The sequence below is a fragment of the Streptomyces microflavus genome (assembly GCF_014650075.1).
Taxonomy (GTDB): domain Bacteria; phylum Actinomycetota; class Actinomycetes; order Streptomycetales; family Streptomycetaceae; genus Streptomyces; species Streptomyces microflavus.
This window is the reverse complement of record NZ_BMUG01000008.1, coordinates 93,678-112,230: the sequence shown is the minus strand read 5'-3', so window position 1 is coordinate 112,230 and position 18,553 is coordinate 93,678. Positions and strand designations below refer to the sequence as shown.

Below are 18,553 nucleotides of genomic sequence, written 5' to 3'. Positions count from 1 at the left end.
GCCCCAGTGGTACGGCGCGTCAGCGCGCCTGCTCCAGCATGCCCCAGCCGGCCCGCCGAAATCCGGCCCCGCCCGCTGATCTACGAGGCATTGTCAGACACCCTCTAGTGGGAGGAGGAGGAGCCACTGCCACCTCCTACGGCGCCCCCGACTGCCCGGACCAGGAGCCGGGCTTCGTCTGCGAAGCCCCGGGTGATGGGCTCCGGCTGGAAGCCGTGGTCCGAGAGCTGGACGGCAATGCGGTCGAAATAGCCCGAGGCGGCCAGGGCATGGCGGGAGACGTCCACGGCGGAGCCGGCACGCAGTTCCTCCAGGACGGCGCGCGCGTCACCCAGAACATGGCTGACCTGGGAGTGGACTTCGACCCCGATGGATTCTGGCAGAGCGGCACGGGGCAGTCGGCGCAGCAAGCGCTCGCAGGACTGGATGACTTGGTTCAGCAGCTGCACGTCGCGGCTGACTCCAAGGCCGACATCGGAGGCTATCGACCCGGTGGCCGCCCGGGTGTGGTTCCCGACGCGGGTGGGACTGTACGCGGTGAGCTCGACGGGGCCCTGGCTGCCCAGTGCGGGCCGGAAGCAGGGATGGACGTGGAATTCGTCCTCGCCGGGCTGCGGCGGAGCCTTTGGCCCGCCCGCGTACACCACGTTGTTGCCGCGTTTGACCCCCAGGAATCCGATGCCGTAGAGGACGGATATCAGCCCTGTCGGAGTGAGGTTGTCGGCGTAGTCGGGGAATTCCTGGCGCAGCTGCTCGGCGCGTGCGTGGAAGCGGGTCTCCAGAGCTTGGCGCATGACGATGTATCCGGTGTTCTCAAACATCGGATACAGGGATTCAAGGTAGGGATGGTTGACTCGGTACTCCGTTGCGAGGTCATCGAGTTTCCAGGCGGAGAACTTATCGGTGGCCGCGATGACATCGCCTTCGGCGATGGGATCGTTGCCCCGCTCGTGGGCCGCGTCACGGCACAGGTTCAGGAACTGAATCGCATCGCGGGGGCGCGGGAGTGACCGTCGGAACACGTAGGCGGTTATCGGCTCGCCGGAGACCTCGGCGGGGAAGAGCTGCCCCCAGAGCTGCTCGGGGGTGAGGTTCACCTTCAGAGAGGCTCTGGCGCGGGCGAGTGCCATGCCCTCAAGCCCTTCCTGTGTCCAGGATATGCGCAGTTCGTCGCTGCGGAACTTGTCGGCGTCGCTGAAACGCAGCGAGTCGTAGATGTCCGCACGCACGAAGAGCACGCAGCGCACCGCACCACCGTATTGGCCGGTGACGTGCTTCGCGGCCAGCAGCAGGCCGGTGACGAGGGAGTGGCTGTCCGGGTCGATGGTCCAGCCCTGGTCCACCTTGTCCACGAGGAAGAGCAGGGGCGCGTGCTCCGTGGCGCAGCCCAGCTCCTCCAAGGCGAGGGCGACGCCCCGTTCGAGGACGCCGAGCTGTCGGTCGGCGCGAGCCCCCTCCGGCGTGCCGGCCACGTCGACCGCTGCTTCCACTCCGAACGCCTTGAGGGAGAGACTTGCCGATTGCAGCCCTTGTACGCCGCGGCGCAGTCGGTCGTACAGCCGCTCGTCGGCGGCTTCGCCGTTCATCTCCAGGAACTTCCGCAGCGCGCGTACCGACCCCGGTGTACGCCGACCGTGTGAAGTACGGGCGTGCGTGACCACATCATGGGCGGCCTGTACGGCGAAGAGGTATCGCCAGATGAGGGACTTGGCCGTGTCGTCGGTGACGCCGACGAGTTCGAACCGGCGGATCTCGTTGCTGGTGGCGTCGTCGGGCGTGATCATGGCTGTGGGGCCCGGGTGGCCACCGGCGCTGCCGAGCTGCTGGCAGATCGCGCTCTTGCCCGCCCCTTTCCGGCCGATGATCAACGACTTCCGGCCGGAAAGCGCTTCTCGGTAGGCGTAAGTCTCCTGGAACACTGCGGAGCTCAGCAGCCCGACGGTGATATCGCTCTCCGCGTCATCCCTGCCGAAGGAGAGTTGGCTCACGGCACTGTGGTCTTCCAGCACGCTTCCCCCGTGGTGATGGCTCAGTTCCGCCAGAGTAGTTCCGGAGGAGCATCGCTGTCCGGATAATGAGCCGGGTTCTTATGTGTGGCGAGGAATCTCGGCGGGGGCTCATGAATGAACAGCAGGACTATGTACGGGTGTTGGAGCAACTGCAAGAAGGGATGGGAGGCCTCCGCAAGGCGCAGGAGCAGGGCTCGGACGTTCTGCGCCGCATGATCGCGGAGTCACCCGGCCGTGACGCGGTGCTGGCCCACTTGCGGGGTGAGCTGGGCGACCAAAAGGCCGTGTTGTCAGACGTGCGGAAGGAGGTCGCCGCCATGGCCCGGACGGTGACCAGCACACACGACGCCTTCACCGACTTCCTGGAGCGCTACGGCAGGCACCAGATCGTGGCCAACGCCCGCGCGGAACTGACCCAGTTGACGGTGATCTGGAAGGCGGACTACGCGGACCGGCAGCGGACCCGCAATCTGGCCCGGGGCCTGGTCCACGAGCTGACAGCGCATGCGGTGAAGGACGGGTCCATGGACACGGCCACCATCGACGCCTGTGTCGGGGAACGCTGGCTGTCGGAGCCGACATACTGGCTGGCACCGGCCGCCATGGCCGTCGCGGCCCGGTATCGGGGCGACGACCGTCAGGTCTCCCGTGCCACGTCGTACGCGTTCTCACGCGATCAGGCAAAATCCAAACTGTTCTTCGCTCTTACCTGGTCCAGAATGGGTCGGCTCGGTGAGGCCGCGTGGTGGATGGACCGCTATCTGGGGTCGCTCCACCGCGACGAGCTCGGACCGGAGTTCACGGTCCTGCTGGACGCGATCGCCAACGCGGAGCTGGGCCATGAAGCCCTGACCTACGCGTCCGAGACCATGGCCCGGTGGTTCCGTGAGGACCCCGCCGCCCTCCGGCCGGGACCTGGTTCCTCGCGCGCGCAACTGAAGCGCTGGCAGCCCTGGCTGCGCGAATTCTCCGCGACCGGGCCGACCAACGGATTCGCCGCTCTGCGAGAGCTGAGCGGTGAGGGCTGGGACGTCATCGAGGAGAGCTGGAAGTCGGCGACGGCCGCCAGCGGCGCCGTCCGCTACCTGATGGAGGAGTTCCCGGTGGAACGGCCGGTGTACGGCCGCAAGGGCCAGTACACGGACCGAGCCCTCGACCACCTCATCGACCAGCAGGAGCCGGACGAGGCCCGGTTGCAGCGCCGCATGGCGCAGCTGCATGAGCTGCTCGACCACGAAGGGAGCCTCGAAGCTGCCGCCTTCGTGGGTGACCTGAGCCGCGGAGAGGAGACTCTCGACTTCGTGACCCTCCTGGAACGCGCCGTGTTCGCGCCGGAGCAACTCTCGCTGGGTCCGCCGGGGCGGCGGCTGGCGCTGAGCTGTGTCTGGGAGAGCGTCCGGGAGGCGACCGCCGCGATGGCCCTCCGGTCGCGTACGCTCATGCCCGCCTCCATGGTCCTCACGGTCGACGGGTGGTCATGCGAGGTGCCCACACAGGGGACGGGGCCCCTTGACACCGTTCAGGTGAGCGAGGAGCTCCGTGCCTATCAGGAGAACCGGATCCGCTCGCATGTCGATGCCGTCGCCCCGAGCTGGGTCCTCACCCTGGGCTGCGGTGCTCTCGCCGTACTCGACTCCGTCCTTCTGCTGCCCTTCCTGGACGGGGCCGGCTTCGGGCTCTTCCTTGTCCTCGCCGTCGCCCTGGCCTGCGGAGCGCTGTGGGGGCTGATACGCGTGCCCGTGCGCAGGCACAGCCTCCGTGAGGACGGCGTCCGGCGGCAGGCGGAGAGCGTGCGGCAGCTGAACGACGCGGTGAACCAGGCTCTTGGCCTGAGCGCTGAATGGCGTCGTGGCCTGGCGTCGGCGGCGGCGCTGGAGACATGGTCGCCCCTGGAACAGGGAGAGAGCCGCGCATGATCAACCCCCGGGTGCTGGCCGGTGGCCGCTACAAGCTCGACCGCAAGCTCGGCAGCGGCGGAATGGCCGATGTCTGGCTCGCCCACGACAACAAGCTGAACCGCTCCGTGGCGGTGAAGCTGCTCGCCCTGGACCGGATGCGCAACAGCCGCCGCAGGGACGCGCTCACCGAGCAGATGCATGCGCGGTACGAGAAGGAGTGGCAGTCCATGGCCCGGATCCGCAGCCCCTACGTGGCCGCGATCCATGACCGGGGGCAGGAAGGTGATCAGGTCTACTTCGTGATGGAGTGGATCGACGGCCAGTCTCTGGACCACTATGTGGGGCCGGGCAACGTTCTGACCCTCCCGCAGGTCACACGATGGTCCGTCCAGATCTGCGAGGGACTCGCGGACGCCCATGACGTCGATGTGGTCCACCGCGACATCAAGCCGGCGAACATCGTGATCAACGAGAACGGTAACGCGAGGATCGTGGATTTCGGCCTGGCCCGTCTCCTCGACGTGACGGAGACCCATGGCGCCGGTGCCACCTGGCGGTACATCGCCCCCGAGCGCTGCAACGGCGAACCGGGAACCCATTTGAGCGACCTCTACTCCCTCGGCTGCGTCATGTACGAGATGCTGGCCGGCAACCCGCCCTTCACCAGCCGCAACGGTGATTCCGTGGCGATCATCACCATGCACCTGAGACAGCAGCCGGTGGACCTGGGCCGGGTCCGGCGAGGTGTGCCCGCCGTCCTCGGTGATCTGGTGATGAGCCTGCTGGCGAAGGAACCCGGGCAGCGCCCGCAGCATGCCCGGGCCGTGGCCAGGACGATCCGCCGGTCCGTCGAGCACCGCCCGGAACGCCCGGCCGTCGGCTCCGAAGTGGCGACGCCTTCCGCCACGCCCGCCGCCACCACCGATCCCCTGGAGCGGGTCCACGCGCAGGAACAACGGGTCCGGGAGTTGTTGTCCGTCCACCCCGGAGACCACCCCGCCGTGGTGGACGCCCGATTCAGGCTGGCCGAGCTGACCGGAGACGCGGGGGACCCCCGAGGTGCGGCAGACCTCTACGAGGCAGTGGGCACGGACTGCGCGGAGTTCTACGGTCCCTACCATTCCCGAGTCCTCGACGCGTACGATCACATGGCCCGTTGGATCGCTGCCCCCTCCTGACCGGGTTTCAGGCCTGCTCGACCCGCCTGCGGGTATCCGTCGTACCAGGGCCGCGGTGAGGGGAGCCGGTGCCCCGGTCGGCACCGGAAAGCCGTGGAACTACGTCGACCATGGCATCGTCCTTCGACCTCGAGTACGCCCCAACGGCGGACGCCCGGGATCAGCCCGTCGGCGCGTCCGCACGTGCGCCGCCGTCCGGGTCCGCCGCCGTCACGCGTTCGACCAGCCGGGCCAGGCGCGGCAGCATGGTGCGGTGGCGGAGCTGGAGGAAGGCGTCCAGCAGGGGGTTGTGGAGCGTGCCGCCCAGGCCGCGCAGCGGGTGCTCGTCGACGATCACGAGGGTCCGTTCGCCCCACGGCCGGATGTCGAAGGCGATCCGGGCCGTGCCCCAGGGGCCGCCCTCCGCCTCCAGCTCCAGCGTCCGGGGCCGGTCGACGTGCCGGACGACCGTGCGCCCGGTGAACCGCTTGGGCCCCACATGCACGTGGTACGCGATCGACGAGCCGGTCCCGGGCCAGTCGCCCTCCTCCGGACGGGAGTCCGAGGTGCCGACCACCCACTCCCCGTACAGGGCCGGATCCTCCAGGACCGACCAGACGGCGGCCGGTGGCCGGTCGATGAGGTGATGACGTACGGCCATGACCCTCCTCGCTTTGCACAGCGGACACTTCGCACGGGCGACGGCCCGTTCCCGCCGTCCCCGTCGCTCCCCCGTTCCCGCGTGCAAGTCTTCCCCGGGGCGGGCGATCGTGCCGTTCGGCGAGCACACCGCCGCCGAAGGCACACAGCGCAGGGGCACGGGGCAGGGGCGCGGCCGGTGGGCGGCCGGCGGTCGGCCGTTCGGGTGAACGCACCGGCCGCCGGTTTTCGTGGCCGCCCCGGCGTGGCAGGGCCACAGGGGTGCCTCGGAGGCGCGTCACGCCCCGGCAACGGATGCCGTGGGGGCCGTACTCAACGACGTACGGCTCACTCCGGCGCACCCTCTCCCGGCGACAGCGATCTTGTACGGCGAGGAGTTGAGCCGCCCCCATGCCCGAGGAAAGCCGGTACGCCGACGACCCCGACACGGCAGCGGACTTCCGACGTCTCGTGGAGCTGCCCGGCGGGCCCACGAAGGAGCGGCTGCGCGGCGAGATCATCTGTGCCTGGCTGCCCATGGCCCACCGGCTGGCTGCCCGGTACCGCAACCGCGGTGAAACGCTGGAGGACCTGCGGCAGGTCGCGGCGGTCGGTCTCGTCAACGCCGTCGACCGCTACGATCCGGCGTTCGGCCGCGCCTTCGCCCCTTTCGCCGTGCCCACCATCACGGGGGAGATCAAGCGGCACTTCCGGGACCGCATGTGGTCGGTGCATGTCCCCCGCCGGATCCAGAACCTCCGCAACGTCGTCCGCCTCGCCCGCGCGGAACTGGCCGCATCGGGCACCTTGCCCTCGCTCACCCGGATCGTCGAGCACACCGGGCTGAGTGAGGAGGACGTCCGGCAGGGGAGCGAGGCGCTGCACGGCTTCAGCGCTCTCTCCATCGACGCCGAGGCCGTCGCGCCGGACGGCGGTGAGCTGCTCCTCGGCGAGAGCCTGGGGGCCGTGGACGAGGCGTACGACCTGGTGCTCGACCGCGAGGCGGCGAAACCCGGGATCCGCAGCCTCGCCGAGCGCGAGAAGCGGGTGCTCTACCTGCGCTTCTTCGCCGGGATGACCCAGAGCGCCATCGCAGCCGAACTGGGTCTCTCGCAGATGCATGTGTCCCGGCTGATCACCGCGGCCTGCCGCCGTATCCGGGAGCACGCCCGAGAGAACGTCCGCGAACACCCCGCGGGGCAGCGCACCCTCCGGGCCGCCCAGCCGATGTGACGGACCGGCCGTCACCCGCACGGCCGCCCGGCGGCACGTCAGAACGTGACGGTCCCGGCCGTTCGGATCGTGGCGCCCATGTTCCGCTCCATCATGCGCAGCGCGGCCTCGGCGAGATCCTTGTGGATATGGGCCACCGCGTCCTCGGGCACGGTGACGCGCAGCTGCCGGATATGCGCGTCGAGCGCCGAATACAGCACGCACTGCTCCGTCACCTGGCCGCAGAGCACCACATGGTCCACGCCCAGCTGGGAGAGCAGATAGCTGAGGGGCGTCTCGTAGAAGATGGAGTGGCGTGCCTTGACGACGAAAAGCGAATCGTCGTCCGGCAGGACGGGCTCGACCAGCCCGGCATTTCTCCCGGCAAGAGCCGTCTCGATGATCTCTCCGTGGTGCGATCGCCATTCGCCGAAATTATCGTTCGCGTAGACGACCGGAACGCCTTCGCCACGAGCACGGTCGATCAGCCGGGTGAGCGGCGGAAGAGCCGTGCGGACGGACGGAACGAGAAGCTCGGCGTCAGGGTGGTCATAGGAATTGATCATGTCGATGACGATGAGGGCGCTCTTTCCCATGACGCCATCCTCGCACCACGCCCGCGGTGCCACATACGGGTGTTTCACCAGGAGCCCCGTGGGAACTCGGCACACGTCCACAACCCCGGGGGAACAGCGGAGAAATCCGACGCGAGCGACGCGAGAGAAACGAACAAGGAGTGGCACCGTGCGCGCATTGACCTACCAGGGAAAGCGGGACGTCCGGGTGGAGACCGTTCCGGACCCGAAGATCCAGGACCCGACGGACATCATCGTCAAGATCACCTCCACCGGGATCTGCGGCTCCGATCTGCATCTCTACGAGGTGCTGGGCCCCTACCTCGATCCGGGCGACATCCTCGGCCACGAACCGATGGGCATCGTGGAGGAGGTGGGCCCCGAGGTGCACGCCGTCGCCCCGGGGGACCGGGTGGTCATTCCCTTCAACGTGTCCTGCGGCCACTGCTACATGTGCGGTCAGGGGCTGCACTCCCAGTGCGAGACCACCCAGGTGCGCGAGCGCGGTTCGGGCGCCTCCCTGTTCGGCTACACCAAGCTCTACGGGCAGGTGCCCGGCGGCCAGGCCGAGTACCTGCGGGTACCGTTCGGGAACGATCTCCCCATCAAGGTCCCGCACGGACCGTCGGACGACCGGTTCGTCTATCTGTCGGACGTCCTGCCGACCGCCTGGCAGGCCGTGGAGTACGCGGACATCCCGCCCGGCGGCAGCGTCACCGTCCTCGGCCTCGGCCCCATCGGGGCGATGGCCGCACGCATCGCGATCCACCGGGGAGCCGGTCTCGTCATCGGCGTGGACCTCGTCCCCGAACGCCTCGACCGGGTCAGCGCGTACGGTGCCACCTGCCTCGACCTGCGCCGGTACGACAAGGGCAAGGATCTCGGCGACGCCGTCCGGGACCTCACCGACGGGCGCGGCACGGATGCGGTGATCGACGCGGTCGGTATGGAGGCCCATGGCGCACCCGTCGCCAAGGCCGCGCACGCCGCGGTCGGGCTGCTGCCCGACAAGGTGGGCCGGCGCCTGATGGAGACGGCGGGAATCGACCGGCTCACCGCTCTCCACACCGCCATCGACCTGGTGCGCCGGGGCGGCACGATCTCCATCTCCGGCGTCTACGGAGGCTCCGCCGACCCGATGCCGCTGCTCACGATGTTCGACAAGCAGATCCAGCTCCGCATGGGCCAGGCCAACGTCAAGCGCTGGGTCGACGACCTGCTGCCGCTGCTGGTCGACGGCGATCCGCTGGGAGTGGACTCCTTCGCCACGCACCATCTGCCGCTGGAAGAGGGGCCGCGGGCGTACGAGACGTTCCAGAAGAAGGCCGACGGCATGATCAAGACCCTGCTCGTCCCCTGACGGTGTCCTCCGGCGGCATCCCCTGACGGAAGGAAGCACTCATGGACACCACCGGACGGCCCGACGGCAAGCGGGTCGTGGTCACCGGCGCCACCGGCAACGTCGGGACGAGCGTGGTCCGCGCGCTGGCCGGGGACCCCGGCATCGGCTCGGTCCTGGGCCTGGCGCGCAGGCGGCCCTCCCTGGAGATCGCGGGGGTGGAATGGGACACCGTCGACCTCTCGCGCGACGACAGCGAGGAGCGGCTGACCGGTCTGCTGCGCGGCGCGGATGCCGTCGTCCACCTGGCGTGGCGTTTCCAGCCCACCCACGACCCGGTCATCACCTGGCGGAGCAACGTGCTCGGCTCCCAGCGGGTCTTCCGCGCCGTGGAGCGGAGCGAGGTTCCCGCGCTGGTGCACGCCTCGTCCGTCGGCGCCTACTCACCCGGCCCCAAGGACGAGCCCGGCGTGAACGAGGAGTGGCCGACCCACGGCTGGCCGGACGCGGCCTACTGCCGGGAGAAGGCCTACCTGGAACGCGTCCTCGACACCTTCGAGCTGCGGCACCCGCAGATCCGGGTGGTCCGGATGCGGCCCGGCTTCCTCTTCCAGGAGACGGCCGCACCCGAGCAGCGGCGCATCTTCGCCGGCCGCCACGTCCCGGGCAGCCTCCTCCGCCCGGACCTGCTGCCCTTCGTGCCCGACCTGGAAGGGCTGCGGTTCCAGGTGCTCCACACCGACGACGCCGCCGAGGCGTACCGGCTGGCCGTCCTCAACGACGTACGCGGCCCCTTCAACCTGGCGGCGGACCCGGTGGTCGACGCCCGCAAGCTGGCGGACCTGCTCGACGCCCGCGTCGTACGGATCCCCCGGGCCCTGGTGCGGACGGCGCTCGCGGGCGCCTGGCGGGCCCACGCCGTACCGGCCTCCCCGCACCTGTTCGACGCCGTGCTGCGGCTGCCCGTACTGGACTCCACCAGGGCGCACGAGGTGCTGGGCTGGCAGCCGACCCGTACGGCGGATCAGGCGCTGAACGCCTTTCTGCGCGGAGTGCGGGAGGGCCGGGGCGAGGACACCGCGCCACTGGCCGGCCGGAAGGTCGGCTGAGGCGGGGCGGGGCGGTGCCGGCCCTCGTCGCGCCTCTCAGGCCGCCGGTGACCGGAAGGGGCTGTCGTCCAGACGGGCGAGCAGCTCCGCGACGTCCCGGAAGACCGCGTCCGCCCCCGCCGCCTCCAGGTCGGCCCGCGGAATGCCGCCCGACAGCAGCGCCACCGCCCGCACCCCGGCCCGGGTCGCCGCCTCCATGTCCCACACCGTGTCCCCGACGAACACCGCCTGTCCGGCACCCACACCGGCCAGCTCCAGGGCCAGTTGTACGGGTTCCGGGGCGGGCTTGCCCTCGTCGACGTCGTCCGAGCTCGCCGTATCCCGGATGGCCTCGTCCGCATCCACCGCCCGCCGCAGGGCCGCCAGCTCCGGTCCGCTCGCCGAGGTGGCGAGGACGACCCGCCAGTCACGCCCGGCCAAGGTCCGCAACAGATCGCCCGCGCCCTCGAAGGCCGGGAGCCGGTCGAAGTACGTCCCGTAGAGCGCCTTGTGCGCGGAGCTGATGGCGGAGTCCTGGTCACGGTCACGGCCGGGACCGAGCAGCCGCTCGATCAGATCGCCGGAGCCGAGGCCCACCGCCCGGTGGATGTCCGGCATCGGCACGGTGTGCCCGGCCTGCCGGAACGCCTCCCACCACGTCACCACATGCAGATGATTGGTGTCGGTGAGCGTGCCGTCCACGTCGAAGATCGCCGCGCCTGCTGCCATGTGCCCCTGATTCCTTCGCTGCCGTGTACCCGTGCGTACGGCTACGGGGTTGCGTGTGGTCCGGACGGTCAGGCTTCCCGGCCTCCGCCGTCCTCCTCGTCGGCCACATGCACGGCCGCTTCCTCGGCCGACGCGGCCCCGCCGTCCTCGGCGAAGACGTCGGTGTTCCGGCCGGTCGCGTCGTCCGCCGCGGTGAGCCGCCCGGCCCGCGCGTCGCCGTCGATCCGCTCCTGCGGCTCACCCTCGCCCTCCGCGACATCGCCGATCCCGTCACCGTCGGGCGGCTGGACGTCCGCGACCTCCTGGGCGAGCCGCCGGTCGAGGGATTCGCCCTCCCGCTCCTCCTCGCCCGTGGTGCCGAACTTGTCCACCCCCAGAGGACGTTCGGGAGGGGAGTAGCCCTCCTCCATCTGATCGTCCAGATCACGTTCGCCGAGCGTGTTCTCGAGGTCGAGCTCGTCGTTGGGCGGGTCCTGGCCGTCGTCGTTCTGCGGCTGGTACACATCGTCGCCGCGTGCTTCGTCGCTCATACGTCCTCCTCTGCGTAGGGCTCGTCGGCTGCACGGAAGGTCAGCGTCCGAGCGCCTTCCGCAGCTCCGCCTTGTTCATCGAGGAGCGCCCGTCGATGTTCTTCTTCTTCGCCTCCTCGTAGAGCTGGTCCTTCGTCGGACCCTGCGCACCCTTGTGGGAACGTTCGCCACCGCGCTCGTACGCGGACTTCTTGTCCTTCGTCGACGTCCTGCTCGCCGTCCTGGATTCGCCGGACCGGGCCCGTTCCTTGTTCACCGTCCGCGCGGCGATCTCCTTGGCACGCTTCTCGGAGGTCCCCCGCTCCTCCTGGCTCTCCTTGATGTGCTCGTACTGGCGTTCACGCTTCGCGCTGGATCCAGCAGGCATGAGGTGCTCCTTGTCCGTCTCGATTCCCCGGGGGGCTCGATTCCCCGAGGGACGCCCACCCGCGTTTCCCGTACGAGCCCCAATAAACAACGCGGGAGGGGAGGAGGCACGCCCGTCCCCCGGTTCCGCGGCCACTGGAGTGACGGACACGGATCTCACGCTTGCATGAATGGCACGCGGCTGGGCACAGTTAAAGGGCAGAGGTCAGGAATCGGCCGGCTCTCATCCGTCCGTGTTCCTCCGGACGAGCCGCGCTGTCACCGGATCATCCCCTGCCTCTCCCTTTGTATTCCTCTGTATTCGGCATTACCCCGGGCATGCGCGGTGCGCCGCCGATGGCGTGCTGTCGTGTGTTCGCTGTTTGTCCCAGGAACGCTTTCCGCACCCGTTCGGCCCCCCCGCGGGTGCCCTTGGTAGTGAGAGAAAGGCAGAGCGCGATGCTGATGGCACACCCCGCGGTACTCGAGGAACTTCTGCGCCGCTACGAAGAGCTCCGGGCACAGCAGGGCGAAGGCGGCGACGGGGTGGCCCGCGGGCTGGAGGACGTGAGCTACACGCTCTGCGTCTCCACCGGGACCCGTGAGATCGCCGCGGCGCTCGTCGCGGCGCGCGAGCAGCTGCGACGCCCGGCCGCGAGACGGAACACCCCGGTCTCCACCTCGGTGCCTGCCTGAAGGGGCGGACAGCGGCGGTAGTGGCGCAGCGGACCGGAGGACGAAGAACCGCGCGTCGACGGGTGTCGAAGCCGGGACAGGCGGGCAGGCGCAGATCGGCGTCAGGAAGCGGCCTGCCCATCGTCCTGCTTTCCCGGAGTACACGATGTCCTTGCTGAGCTACCGTCTCGACGAGTCCCACCTGGTCGTCGAGTTGTGCGAGGTCGTCGACCTCGACAACGGTCCGGCGATCGAGCAGGAGCTTCTTGCCCTGCTGCCCTGCTGCGGTCCGGCCACGGTCATCGTGGACGTCCTTACCCCCTGGCTCACCCCGCAGGCCCTGGGCGTGTTGCTGCGGGTGCGCTCGGAGGCCGAGCAGCGTGCCGTGTCGATCGCGGTGGTGGCCAGGCACGAGGCGACGCGCGAGGTCCTGAGCGCCGCCGCGCTCAACCGGGTCCTGAGTGTGGCCTTCAGCCTCCAGGGCGCCGAGCTCCGCAGCCGAAGGTGCCGGCCGGGCGCCGACGCGCCCCGCGGGAGGAGACTGCGGGAGCGGCTGGAGCGGCGGATCGCGCCGTCGGACCCGGCCCCGCGCCCGGCCCGCGCGGTCGGACCGTACGCCGACACGTCCCTGCCCCGCTTCCCCCGGATCCTCCGGAAGCGATGACGGCACGACGCGGCGGTGTCGCCGTGGACCCCGCCGCCGGTGGCTTCGGCACCATGGGTACGCCCGCTCCGGCCGCCCCCCCCCGGATCAGGACGCCGGGTAGGGGGCGTCGGCGAGCAGCCGGGCCAGGTGTACGGCGTTGGCGGCGAGGGCCCTGGTGGTCGAGGCGACGGCCTCGGGCGTCTCGTCCAGGTCCTGGTAGTCGGTGCCCTGCATGGCTTCGCCGACCCAGTAGGTGACCGCCCCGGGCGCCAGGGAGAAGCCGACGTCGTCGAGCCCCTGGAAGACGTCGGCGCTCACCTTGTGCGCCCCGTCCTCGTTGCCCACGACGGCCACGGCCGCGACCTTGCCGTAGGTGTGGGGGCGGCCCTCGTCGTCGGTCTCGGACGATTCGGCGTTCAGCCGCTCCAGGACGCGCTGACAGACGCTGGAGGGGTGGCCGAGCCAGATGGGCGTGGCGATCAGGAGGATGTCGGCGGCCAGGACCTTCTCCCGGATCGCCGGCCAGGCGTCGCCGTCGCCCATGTCCACGCCGATCCCGGGGCGGACGTCGTGGTCGGCGACCCGGACGACCTCGCCCCGCACGTCGTGGCGTGCGAACTCGGCCATGACCTGTTCGGCGAGGTGGTGGCTGCTGGAGCGGGCGGGCGAGGCGTTCAACGTACAGACGAGGGCGAGTGCGCGCATGACGGGGTGTCTCCTTCGAGCTGGCGGGCGGGGGAGGGTGCCGGTCGGTGGGCACGGCGACACTGGTGCCCCGTGAATCCCCGCCGTACGCACCGGAGGCGCACAATGCCCCGAACGGAAGTGGCCCGGCGCTCCCGGGCGCCGGCCGTTCCCGTTTGAACCCCCGCACAGGGGTAGACGGCGCAGAACCCTGCTGCCGACGAGAGGAATCCCTGTGTCCCGGGACCAGCGCAAGAACATCTTCATCATCGGAATGGACGAGGCCAACCGCCGCACCCTCGAAGCCGTTCCGGACGCCGACGGCCACCGTCTCCACCCGCTCCTCAGCGTCAAGGAGCTGCAGGAGGACGCCACCACCGTCGACGAACTGCTGACCCGCGCCCGCGCCGTGCTCGACGCGCACGAGGGCAGCATCGACGCGATCGTCGGATACTGGGACTTCCCGGTGAGCACCCTCGTCCCCCTCCTGAGCAAGGAGTACGGGACGACCAGCACCAGCCTCGAATCCGTCGTCAAGTGCGAGCACAAGTACTGGAGCCGGCTGGAACAGCGGAAGGTCATCGACGAACATCCCCGCTTCGGCATGGTGGATCTGGACAGCGACGATCCGCAGCCGCCCGAGGGGATGAGCTTCCCCATGTGGGTCAAGCCCGCCCTGGCCTACTCCTCCGAGCTGGCATTCGGCGTCTCGGACATGGACGAATTCCGTACGGCGGTGGCGGAGATACGCGGGGGCATAGCCCGGGTCGGAAAGCCCTTCGAGGCCATTCTCGATCTGCTGGAACTCCCGCCGGAGATGGCGGGTGTGGGAGGCCAGGTCTGTCTCGCCGAAGAGGCCATGACCGGAATTCAGGTGGCAGTCGAGGGATACGTGCACAACGGTGAGGTCACCGTCTACGGCGTCCTCGACTCGATCAACTACCCCGACTCCTCCTCCTTCCTGCGCCACCAGTACCCGAGCACCCTCCCGGCCCCGGTGATCCAGCAACTGCACGAGGTCAGCGAACGCACCATGCGGCAGATCGGCATGGAAGCGGCCACCTTCAGCATCGAGTACTTCTACGACCCGAAGACCGCCGGCATCAGCCTGCTGGAGATCAACCCCCGGCACTCCCAGTCGCACGCGGAGATGTTCGACTTCGTCGACGGCGTGCCCAACCACCACCGCATGTTCCGGCTCGCCCTCGGCGGCGACCCGGCCTTGCCGGCGGGCGGCGGCGACTACAAGGTGGCCGCCAAGTGGTACTACCGCTGGTTCGGCGAGGGCCGCGTCCACCAGGTGCCCACCGCCGAGGAGATCGCCGCCATCGAGCGGGACATCCCGGGCGTCCACATCGACATGGTCCCCTCCGAGGGCCAGCGGCTCTCCTCGGTCAAGGGCCAGGACAGCTACAGCTACGAGGTCGCCCACATCTTCACCGGCGGTGACGACGAGGACGATCTGCGCCGCAAGTTCGACGCCTGCGTCGCCGCCCTCGGCCTGAGCTTCGACGAGACGGAACCGGGCGGGCGCGGCCGGAATTCTTCGTGACGTCCCGGGTACCCGCCCCCACCGGACCCGACGTCAGGAAGGACCCTGCCACCCGTATGCGATTCGTCGAGCAACTCCCGTACGCGACCGAGGAAGAGAACCACGTCACCATCACCATGGCGGACGGGGTGCGCCTGTCGGCCAGGATCTGGCGGCCCGTGTCCTCCGACGGGGAGCCGGTCCCCGCGGTCGTGGAGTACATCCCGTACCGCAAGAACGACCTCACCTCCACCCGGGACGCCATCCACCACCCGTACATCGCGGGCCACGGCTACGCCTGTGTACGCGTGGACCTGCGCGGCACCGGGGAGTCGGAGGGCGTCCTCCTGGACGAGTACCTGGAGCAGGAGCAGCGCGACGCCGAAGAGGTGCTGGCCTGGGTCGCCGCGCAGCCCTGGTGCGACGGGAACACCGGCATGATGGGCATCTCCTGGGGCGCCTTCGCCGCGCTCCAGACGGCGGCGCGCAGGCCGCCGAGCCTGAAGGCCATCGTCATCGCCTCGTTCACCGACAACCGGTACGCGGACGACATGCACTACCTCGGCGGTGCCATGCTCTCCGACAACCTCGCCGAGGCCGGCACCATGTTCGCGTACGCCACCTGCCCGCCCGACCCCGAGGTGGTGGGGGAGCGGTGGCGCGACATGTGGCAGGAGCGGCTGGAGGCCGCCCGCCCCTGGGTCCTCGAATGGCTCCGCCACCCGCACCGCGACGCCTACTGGCAGCACGCCTCCCTCAACGAGGACTACGCGCAGCTGCAGTGCCCCGTCCTGGCCTCCAGCGGCTGGGCGGACGGCTACTCCAACGCCGTCACCCGGCTTCTGGCCAACGTCGACGTCCCCCGCAAGGGGCTGATCGGCCCCTGGTCCCACAAGCTGCCGCACCTCGGCGAACCCGGACCGGCCATCGGCTACCTCCAGGAGGTCGTCAAGTGGTGGGACCACTGGCTCAAGGGCATCGACAACGGCGTCATGGACGGCCCGATGCTCCGCACCTGGATGCAGGAGAGCGTCCCGCCCTCCACCTCGTACGAGGAGCGCCCCGGCCGCTGGGTCGCCGAACCCTCCTGGCCCTCGCCGCAGATCAAGGAGGTGGTGCATCCGCTGCGGGGCGCCACCATCGTGACGGCGGACGACGAGGAGCCCCTCCCGCGAGGCCGTACGCGTACGGTCCGGTCGCCGCTCTCCGTCGGCCAGTTCGCGGGCAAGTGGGCGTCCTACAACGCACCGCCCGACCTGCCCTACGACCAGCGCGAGGAGGACGGCGGCTCCCTGGTCTTCGAGACCGAGCCGCTCGCCGAGCGGGTGGAGATCCTCGGCTCGCCCTCCGTCGACCTGGAGGTGTCGGCCTCCGCCCCCGTCGCCCAGATCACCGCCAGGATCTCCGACGTGGCACCGGACGGCCGCGCCACCCGGGTCACGTACGGCGTACTGAACCTGACGCACCGGGAGAGCGACGAGCACCCCGAGCCGCTGGAACCCGGCAGCCGCTGCCACGCACGCATCCCGCTGAACGGGGTCGCGCAGGCGTTCCCGCCCGGCCACCGCATCCGGCTCTCCCTCTCGACCTCGTACTGGCCCCTGGTCTGGCCGGCTCCGGAACCGGCCCTGCTCACCGTCCACGAGGACGGCGCCGCCCTGACCCTGCCGGTGCGGCCCGTCGAGGAACCGGACGGCATGCCCCAGGCGTCGTTCGGGGAGCCGGAGGGCTGCCGGCCGCCCCCTGTCACCCGGCTCACCGAACCCGAGCAGGCCTGGAACGTCTCCAGGAGCCTGGTGGACTACCACTCCGCCCTCGACATCGTGAAGGACCGGGGGCTGCAGCGGTACGAGGACAACGGCATCGAGGTGGGGCTGCGGGCCTGTGAGAAGTACACCTCCGTGGCCGACGACTTCTCCTCCCTGAGCGGCCGTTCGGCGTGGACCATGACCTTCGCCAGGCCCGGCGGCTGGGACGTACGGGTCGAGACCAGCACCGTACTCACCTCCAGCGCCGAGGAGTTCACCGTCGACGCGACCCTGGACGGTTACGAGGGCGGCCGCCGGGTCTTCTCCCGCACCTGGAACGAGACCGTCCCCCGGGACCTGGCCTGACCCGGGGACCACTCCCGGCAGCGGCCCCGCAGCCGCTGCCACCCCGGCCGGTCCGCAGCAGGCGGCCGGCCGGACACGACAGAAGAAGATGAGGCCGGACGTGTCGATCACCACCGTGGGTGCGGTGTACGGATGCCTCGGCATCGGAGCCTTCCTCGCCGCGGCCCTGCCCCGGCTGCTCTCCCGCCTGCCCGTCTCCGTACCGATCGTCTTCCTCGCCGCCGGGGTGCTCCTCTACCTGACGCCCCTGCCGCTGCCCGAGGTCGACCCGGTCGCCGACCGCGTCCGGGCGCAGCACCTCACCGAGCTCTGCGTGATCACCTCGCTGATGGGGGCGGGCCTCGCCATCAACCGCCCCTTCGGCCTGCGCTCCTGGGCCGCCACCTGGCGGCTGCTCGGGGTGGCGATGCCCCTGACGATCGGGGCGACGGCGCTCGCCGTCTGGTGGCTGCTCGGCTGGCCGGTCTCCGCCGCGCTCCTGGTGGCCGCGGCCCTCGCGCCGACGGACCCCGTCCTCGCCTCCGAGGTGCGGGTGGGGGAGCCGTCCGACGCGAAGGAGGACGAGGACGAGGTCCGCTTCGCGCTGACCAGCGAGGCCGGGCTCAACGACGGGCTCGCCTTCCCCTTCGTCCTCGCGGCGGTCGCTCTCGCGGCGGCCGGGGAGAGCTGGACCGGGGGCTGGCTGACGCACTGGGCCTGGAGCGACGTGCTCGTGCGGATCGGCGTGGGCGTGGCGGCGGGCGTCGCCATCGGGCTGCTGCTGGGGCAGGTGCTCTTCCGGTCCAGGGCCAGGTCGCTGCGGCTCGCCGAACAGGGCGAGGGGTTCGTGGCGCTGGCCGCGATGTTCCTGTCCTACGGGGTCACCGAGGCCCTGCACGGCTACGGATTCCTCGCCGTCTTCGCCACCGCGTGCGCCCTGCGCCGGTCGGAGCGGAGCCACGGCTACAACAAGGTGATGCACGCCTTCGTCGAGCAGGTCGAACGCCTGCTGATGGCCCTGCTCCTCTTCGCCGTCGGTGCCTTCGTGGCCTCGGGCGGCCTGGCCTCGCTCACCTGGCGGGGCGCGGCGATAGGCGTACTGCTGCACCTCCTCATACGTCCGGCCACCGGCTGGATCGCCCAACTGCGCGGCCCCGGCCGCCCGAACGAGCGCGCGGCCACCGCCTTCTTCGGCATCCGGGGCATCGGCTCGCTCTTCTACCTCGCCTACGCCCTGGGGGAGGGCGAATTCGGGGCGTACGCGCGGGAGATGTGGGCGGTCGTCGTCTTCGCCGTCCTGATCTCCGTGGTGGTCCACGGGGTCGCGGCGACGCCGGTCACCAGGTACCTCGACCGGCACTCTGCGAAGGCCGGGCCTTCCTGACACGACCGGCCGGCCGGGG

Annotated in this window: 17 protein-coding genes; 10 read left to right on the top strand and 7 right to left on the bottom strand. The window is 70.2% G+C overall.

All coding sequences use genetic code 11. The annotated features are described in order from the left end of the window. Positions 1 to 104 precede the first annotated feature (104 nt). Positions 105 to 1,988: a P-loop ATPase, Sll1717 family gene (locus IE264_RS23340; RefSeq protein WP_229887702.1), complete on the bottom strand. Its 1,884-nt coding sequence runs from the start codon at positions 1,986 to 1,988 to the stop codon at positions 105 to 107. A gap of 131 nt (positions 1,989 to 2,119) precedes the next feature. Here IE264_RS23340 and IE264_RS23335 point away from each other — a divergent pair, with 131 nt between their 5' ends. Both IE264_RS23335 and IE264_RS23330 read left to right on the top strand, forming a co-directional pair. Then, positions 2,120 to 3,925 carry a hypothetical protein gene (locus tag IE264_RS23335; RefSeq protein WP_032755578.1) on the top strand — a complete coding sequence of 602 codons (1,806 nt, stop codon included), beginning with the start codon at positions 2,120 to 2,122 and terminating at the stop codon, positions 3,923 to 3,925. Beyond that, positions 3,922 to 5,085, top strand: coding sequence for a serine/threonine-protein kinase (locus tag IE264_RS23330; protein WP_051821764.1), 1,164 nt, complete (start codon positions 3,922 to 3,924; stop codon positions 5,083 to 5,085). The genes IE264_RS23335 and IE264_RS23330 overlap by 4 nt, the downstream gene beginning before the upstream one ends. Positions 5,086 to 5,245: 160 nt before the next feature. On the opposite strand, the gene IE264_RS23325 is transcribed toward IE264_RS23330, so the two are convergent. Beyond that, entirely contained in the window at positions 5,246 to 5,725 is a 480-nt protein-coding gene (locus IE264_RS23325) for an SRPBCC family protein (protein WP_032755581.1), read from the bottom strand. A 389-nt stretch (positions 5,726 to 6,114) separates the two neighbouring features. On the opposite strand from IE264_RS23325, the gene IE264_RS23320 reads away from it, so the two are divergent. Then, complete coding sequence (locus IE264_RS23320) at positions 6,115 to 6,936, top strand: SigB/SigF/SigG family RNA polymerase sigma factor (RefSeq protein WP_032755584.1); 822 nt, start codon at positions 6,115 to 6,117, stop codon at positions 6,934 to 6,936. Positions 6,937 to 6,974: 38 nt separating this feature from the next. Here the strand turns inward: IE264_RS23320 and IE264_RS23315 are convergent, their stop codons facing one another. Next, positions 6,975 to 7,511: a cysteine hydrolase family protein gene (locus tag IE264_RS23315; RefSeq protein ID WP_032755585.1), complete on the bottom strand. Its 537-nt coding sequence runs from the start codon at positions 7,509 to 7,511 to the stop codon at positions 6,975 to 6,977. Between the two features lie 148 nt (positions 7,512 to 7,659). Between IE264_RS23315 and IE264_RS23310 the strand changes: the two genes are divergently transcribed. Beyond that, positions 7,660 to 8,850, top strand: coding sequence for a zinc-dependent alcohol dehydrogenase (locus IE264_RS23310; RefSeq protein WP_032755587.1), 1,191 nt, complete (start codon positions 7,660 to 7,662; stop codon positions 8,848 to 8,850). 41 nt (positions 8,851 to 8,891) lie between these two features. Beyond that, positions 8,892 to 9,938 carry an NAD-dependent epimerase/dehydratase family protein gene (locus tag IE264_RS23305; protein ID WP_032755589.1) on the top strand — a complete coding sequence of 349 codons (1,047 nt, stop codon included), beginning with the start codon at positions 8,892 to 8,894 and terminating at the stop codon, positions 9,936 to 9,938. A gap of 36 nt (positions 9,939 to 9,974) precedes the next feature. Here IE264_RS23305 and IE264_RS23300 read toward each other — a convergent pair whose 3' ends face one another. The 3 genes from IE264_RS23300 to IE264_RS23290 all read right to left on the bottom strand — a co-directional run bounded on the left by IE264_RS23300 (position 9,975) and on the right by IE264_RS23290 (position 11,543). Then, on the bottom strand, positions 9,975 to 10,646 hold the full coding sequence (locus IE264_RS23300; RefSeq protein ID WP_032755592.1) for an HAD family hydrolase: 672 nt from the start codon (positions 10,644 to 10,646) through the stop codon (positions 9,975 to 9,977). Between the two features lie 68 nt (positions 10,647 to 10,714). Continuing rightward, positions 10,715 to 11,176, bottom strand: a complete 462-nt coding sequence (locus tag IE264_RS23295; RefSeq protein WP_032755595.1) for a DUF5709 domain-containing protein — start codon at positions 11,174 to 11,176, stop codon at positions 10,715 to 10,717. Between the two features lie 40 nt (positions 11,177 to 11,216). Next, complete coding sequence (locus tag IE264_RS23290) at positions 11,217 to 11,543, bottom strand: hypothetical protein (protein ID WP_031121919.1); 327 nt, start codon at positions 11,541 to 11,543, stop codon at positions 11,217 to 11,219. 437 nt (positions 11,544 to 11,980) lie between these two features. On the opposite strand from IE264_RS23290, the gene IE264_RS23285 reads away from it, so the two are divergent. Together IE264_RS23285 and IE264_RS23280 are read left to right on the top strand one after the other, a co-directional pair. After that, positions 11,981 to 12,217, top strand: coding sequence for a DUF5133 domain-containing protein (locus IE264_RS23285; protein WP_032755601.1), 237 nt, complete (start codon positions 11,981 to 11,983; stop codon positions 12,215 to 12,217). Between the two features lie 145 nt (positions 12,218 to 12,362). Beyond that, a complete protein-coding gene (locus IE264_RS23280; protein WP_032755604.1) occupies positions 12,363 to 12,860 on the top strand; it encodes an STAS domain-containing protein in 498 nt (165 codons plus the stop codon). 87 nt (positions 12,861 to 12,947) lie between these two features. On the opposite strand, the gene IE264_RS23275 is transcribed toward IE264_RS23280, so the two are convergent. Continuing rightward, positions 12,948 to 13,547, bottom strand: a complete 600-nt coding sequence (locus tag IE264_RS23275) for a flavodoxin family protein (RefSeq protein ID WP_032755607.1) — start codon at positions 13,545 to 13,547, stop codon at positions 12,948 to 12,950. 214 nt (positions 13,548 to 13,761) lie between these two features. Here IE264_RS23275 and IE264_RS23270 point away from each other — a divergent pair, with 214 nt between their 5' ends. The 3 genes from IE264_RS23270 to IE264_RS23260 all read left to right on the top strand — a co-directional run bounded on the left by IE264_RS23270 (position 13,762) and on the right by IE264_RS23260 (position 18,534). After that, the gene (locus IE264_RS23270) at positions 13,762 to 15,078 is read left to right on the top strand and encodes an ATP-grasp domain-containing protein (RefSeq protein WP_015607061.1); all 1,317 of its coding nucleotides are present in this window, start codon (positions 13,762 to 13,764) and stop codon (positions 15,076 to 15,078) included. A gap of 56 nt (positions 15,079 to 15,134) precedes the next feature. After that, positions 15,135 to 17,171 carry a CocE/NonD family hydrolase gene (locus IE264_RS23265; protein WP_032755609.1) on the top strand — a complete coding sequence of 679 codons (2,037 nt, stop codon included), beginning with the start codon at positions 15,135 to 15,137 and terminating at the stop codon, positions 17,169 to 17,171. Positions 17,172 to 17,259: 88 nt separating this feature from the next. Further along, a complete protein-coding gene (locus IE264_RS23260; protein ID WP_032755611.1) occupies positions 17,260 to 18,534 on the top strand; it encodes a cation:proton antiporter in 1,275 nt (424 codons plus the stop codon). The last annotated feature ends 19 nt before the right edge of the window (positions 18,535 to 18,553 follow it).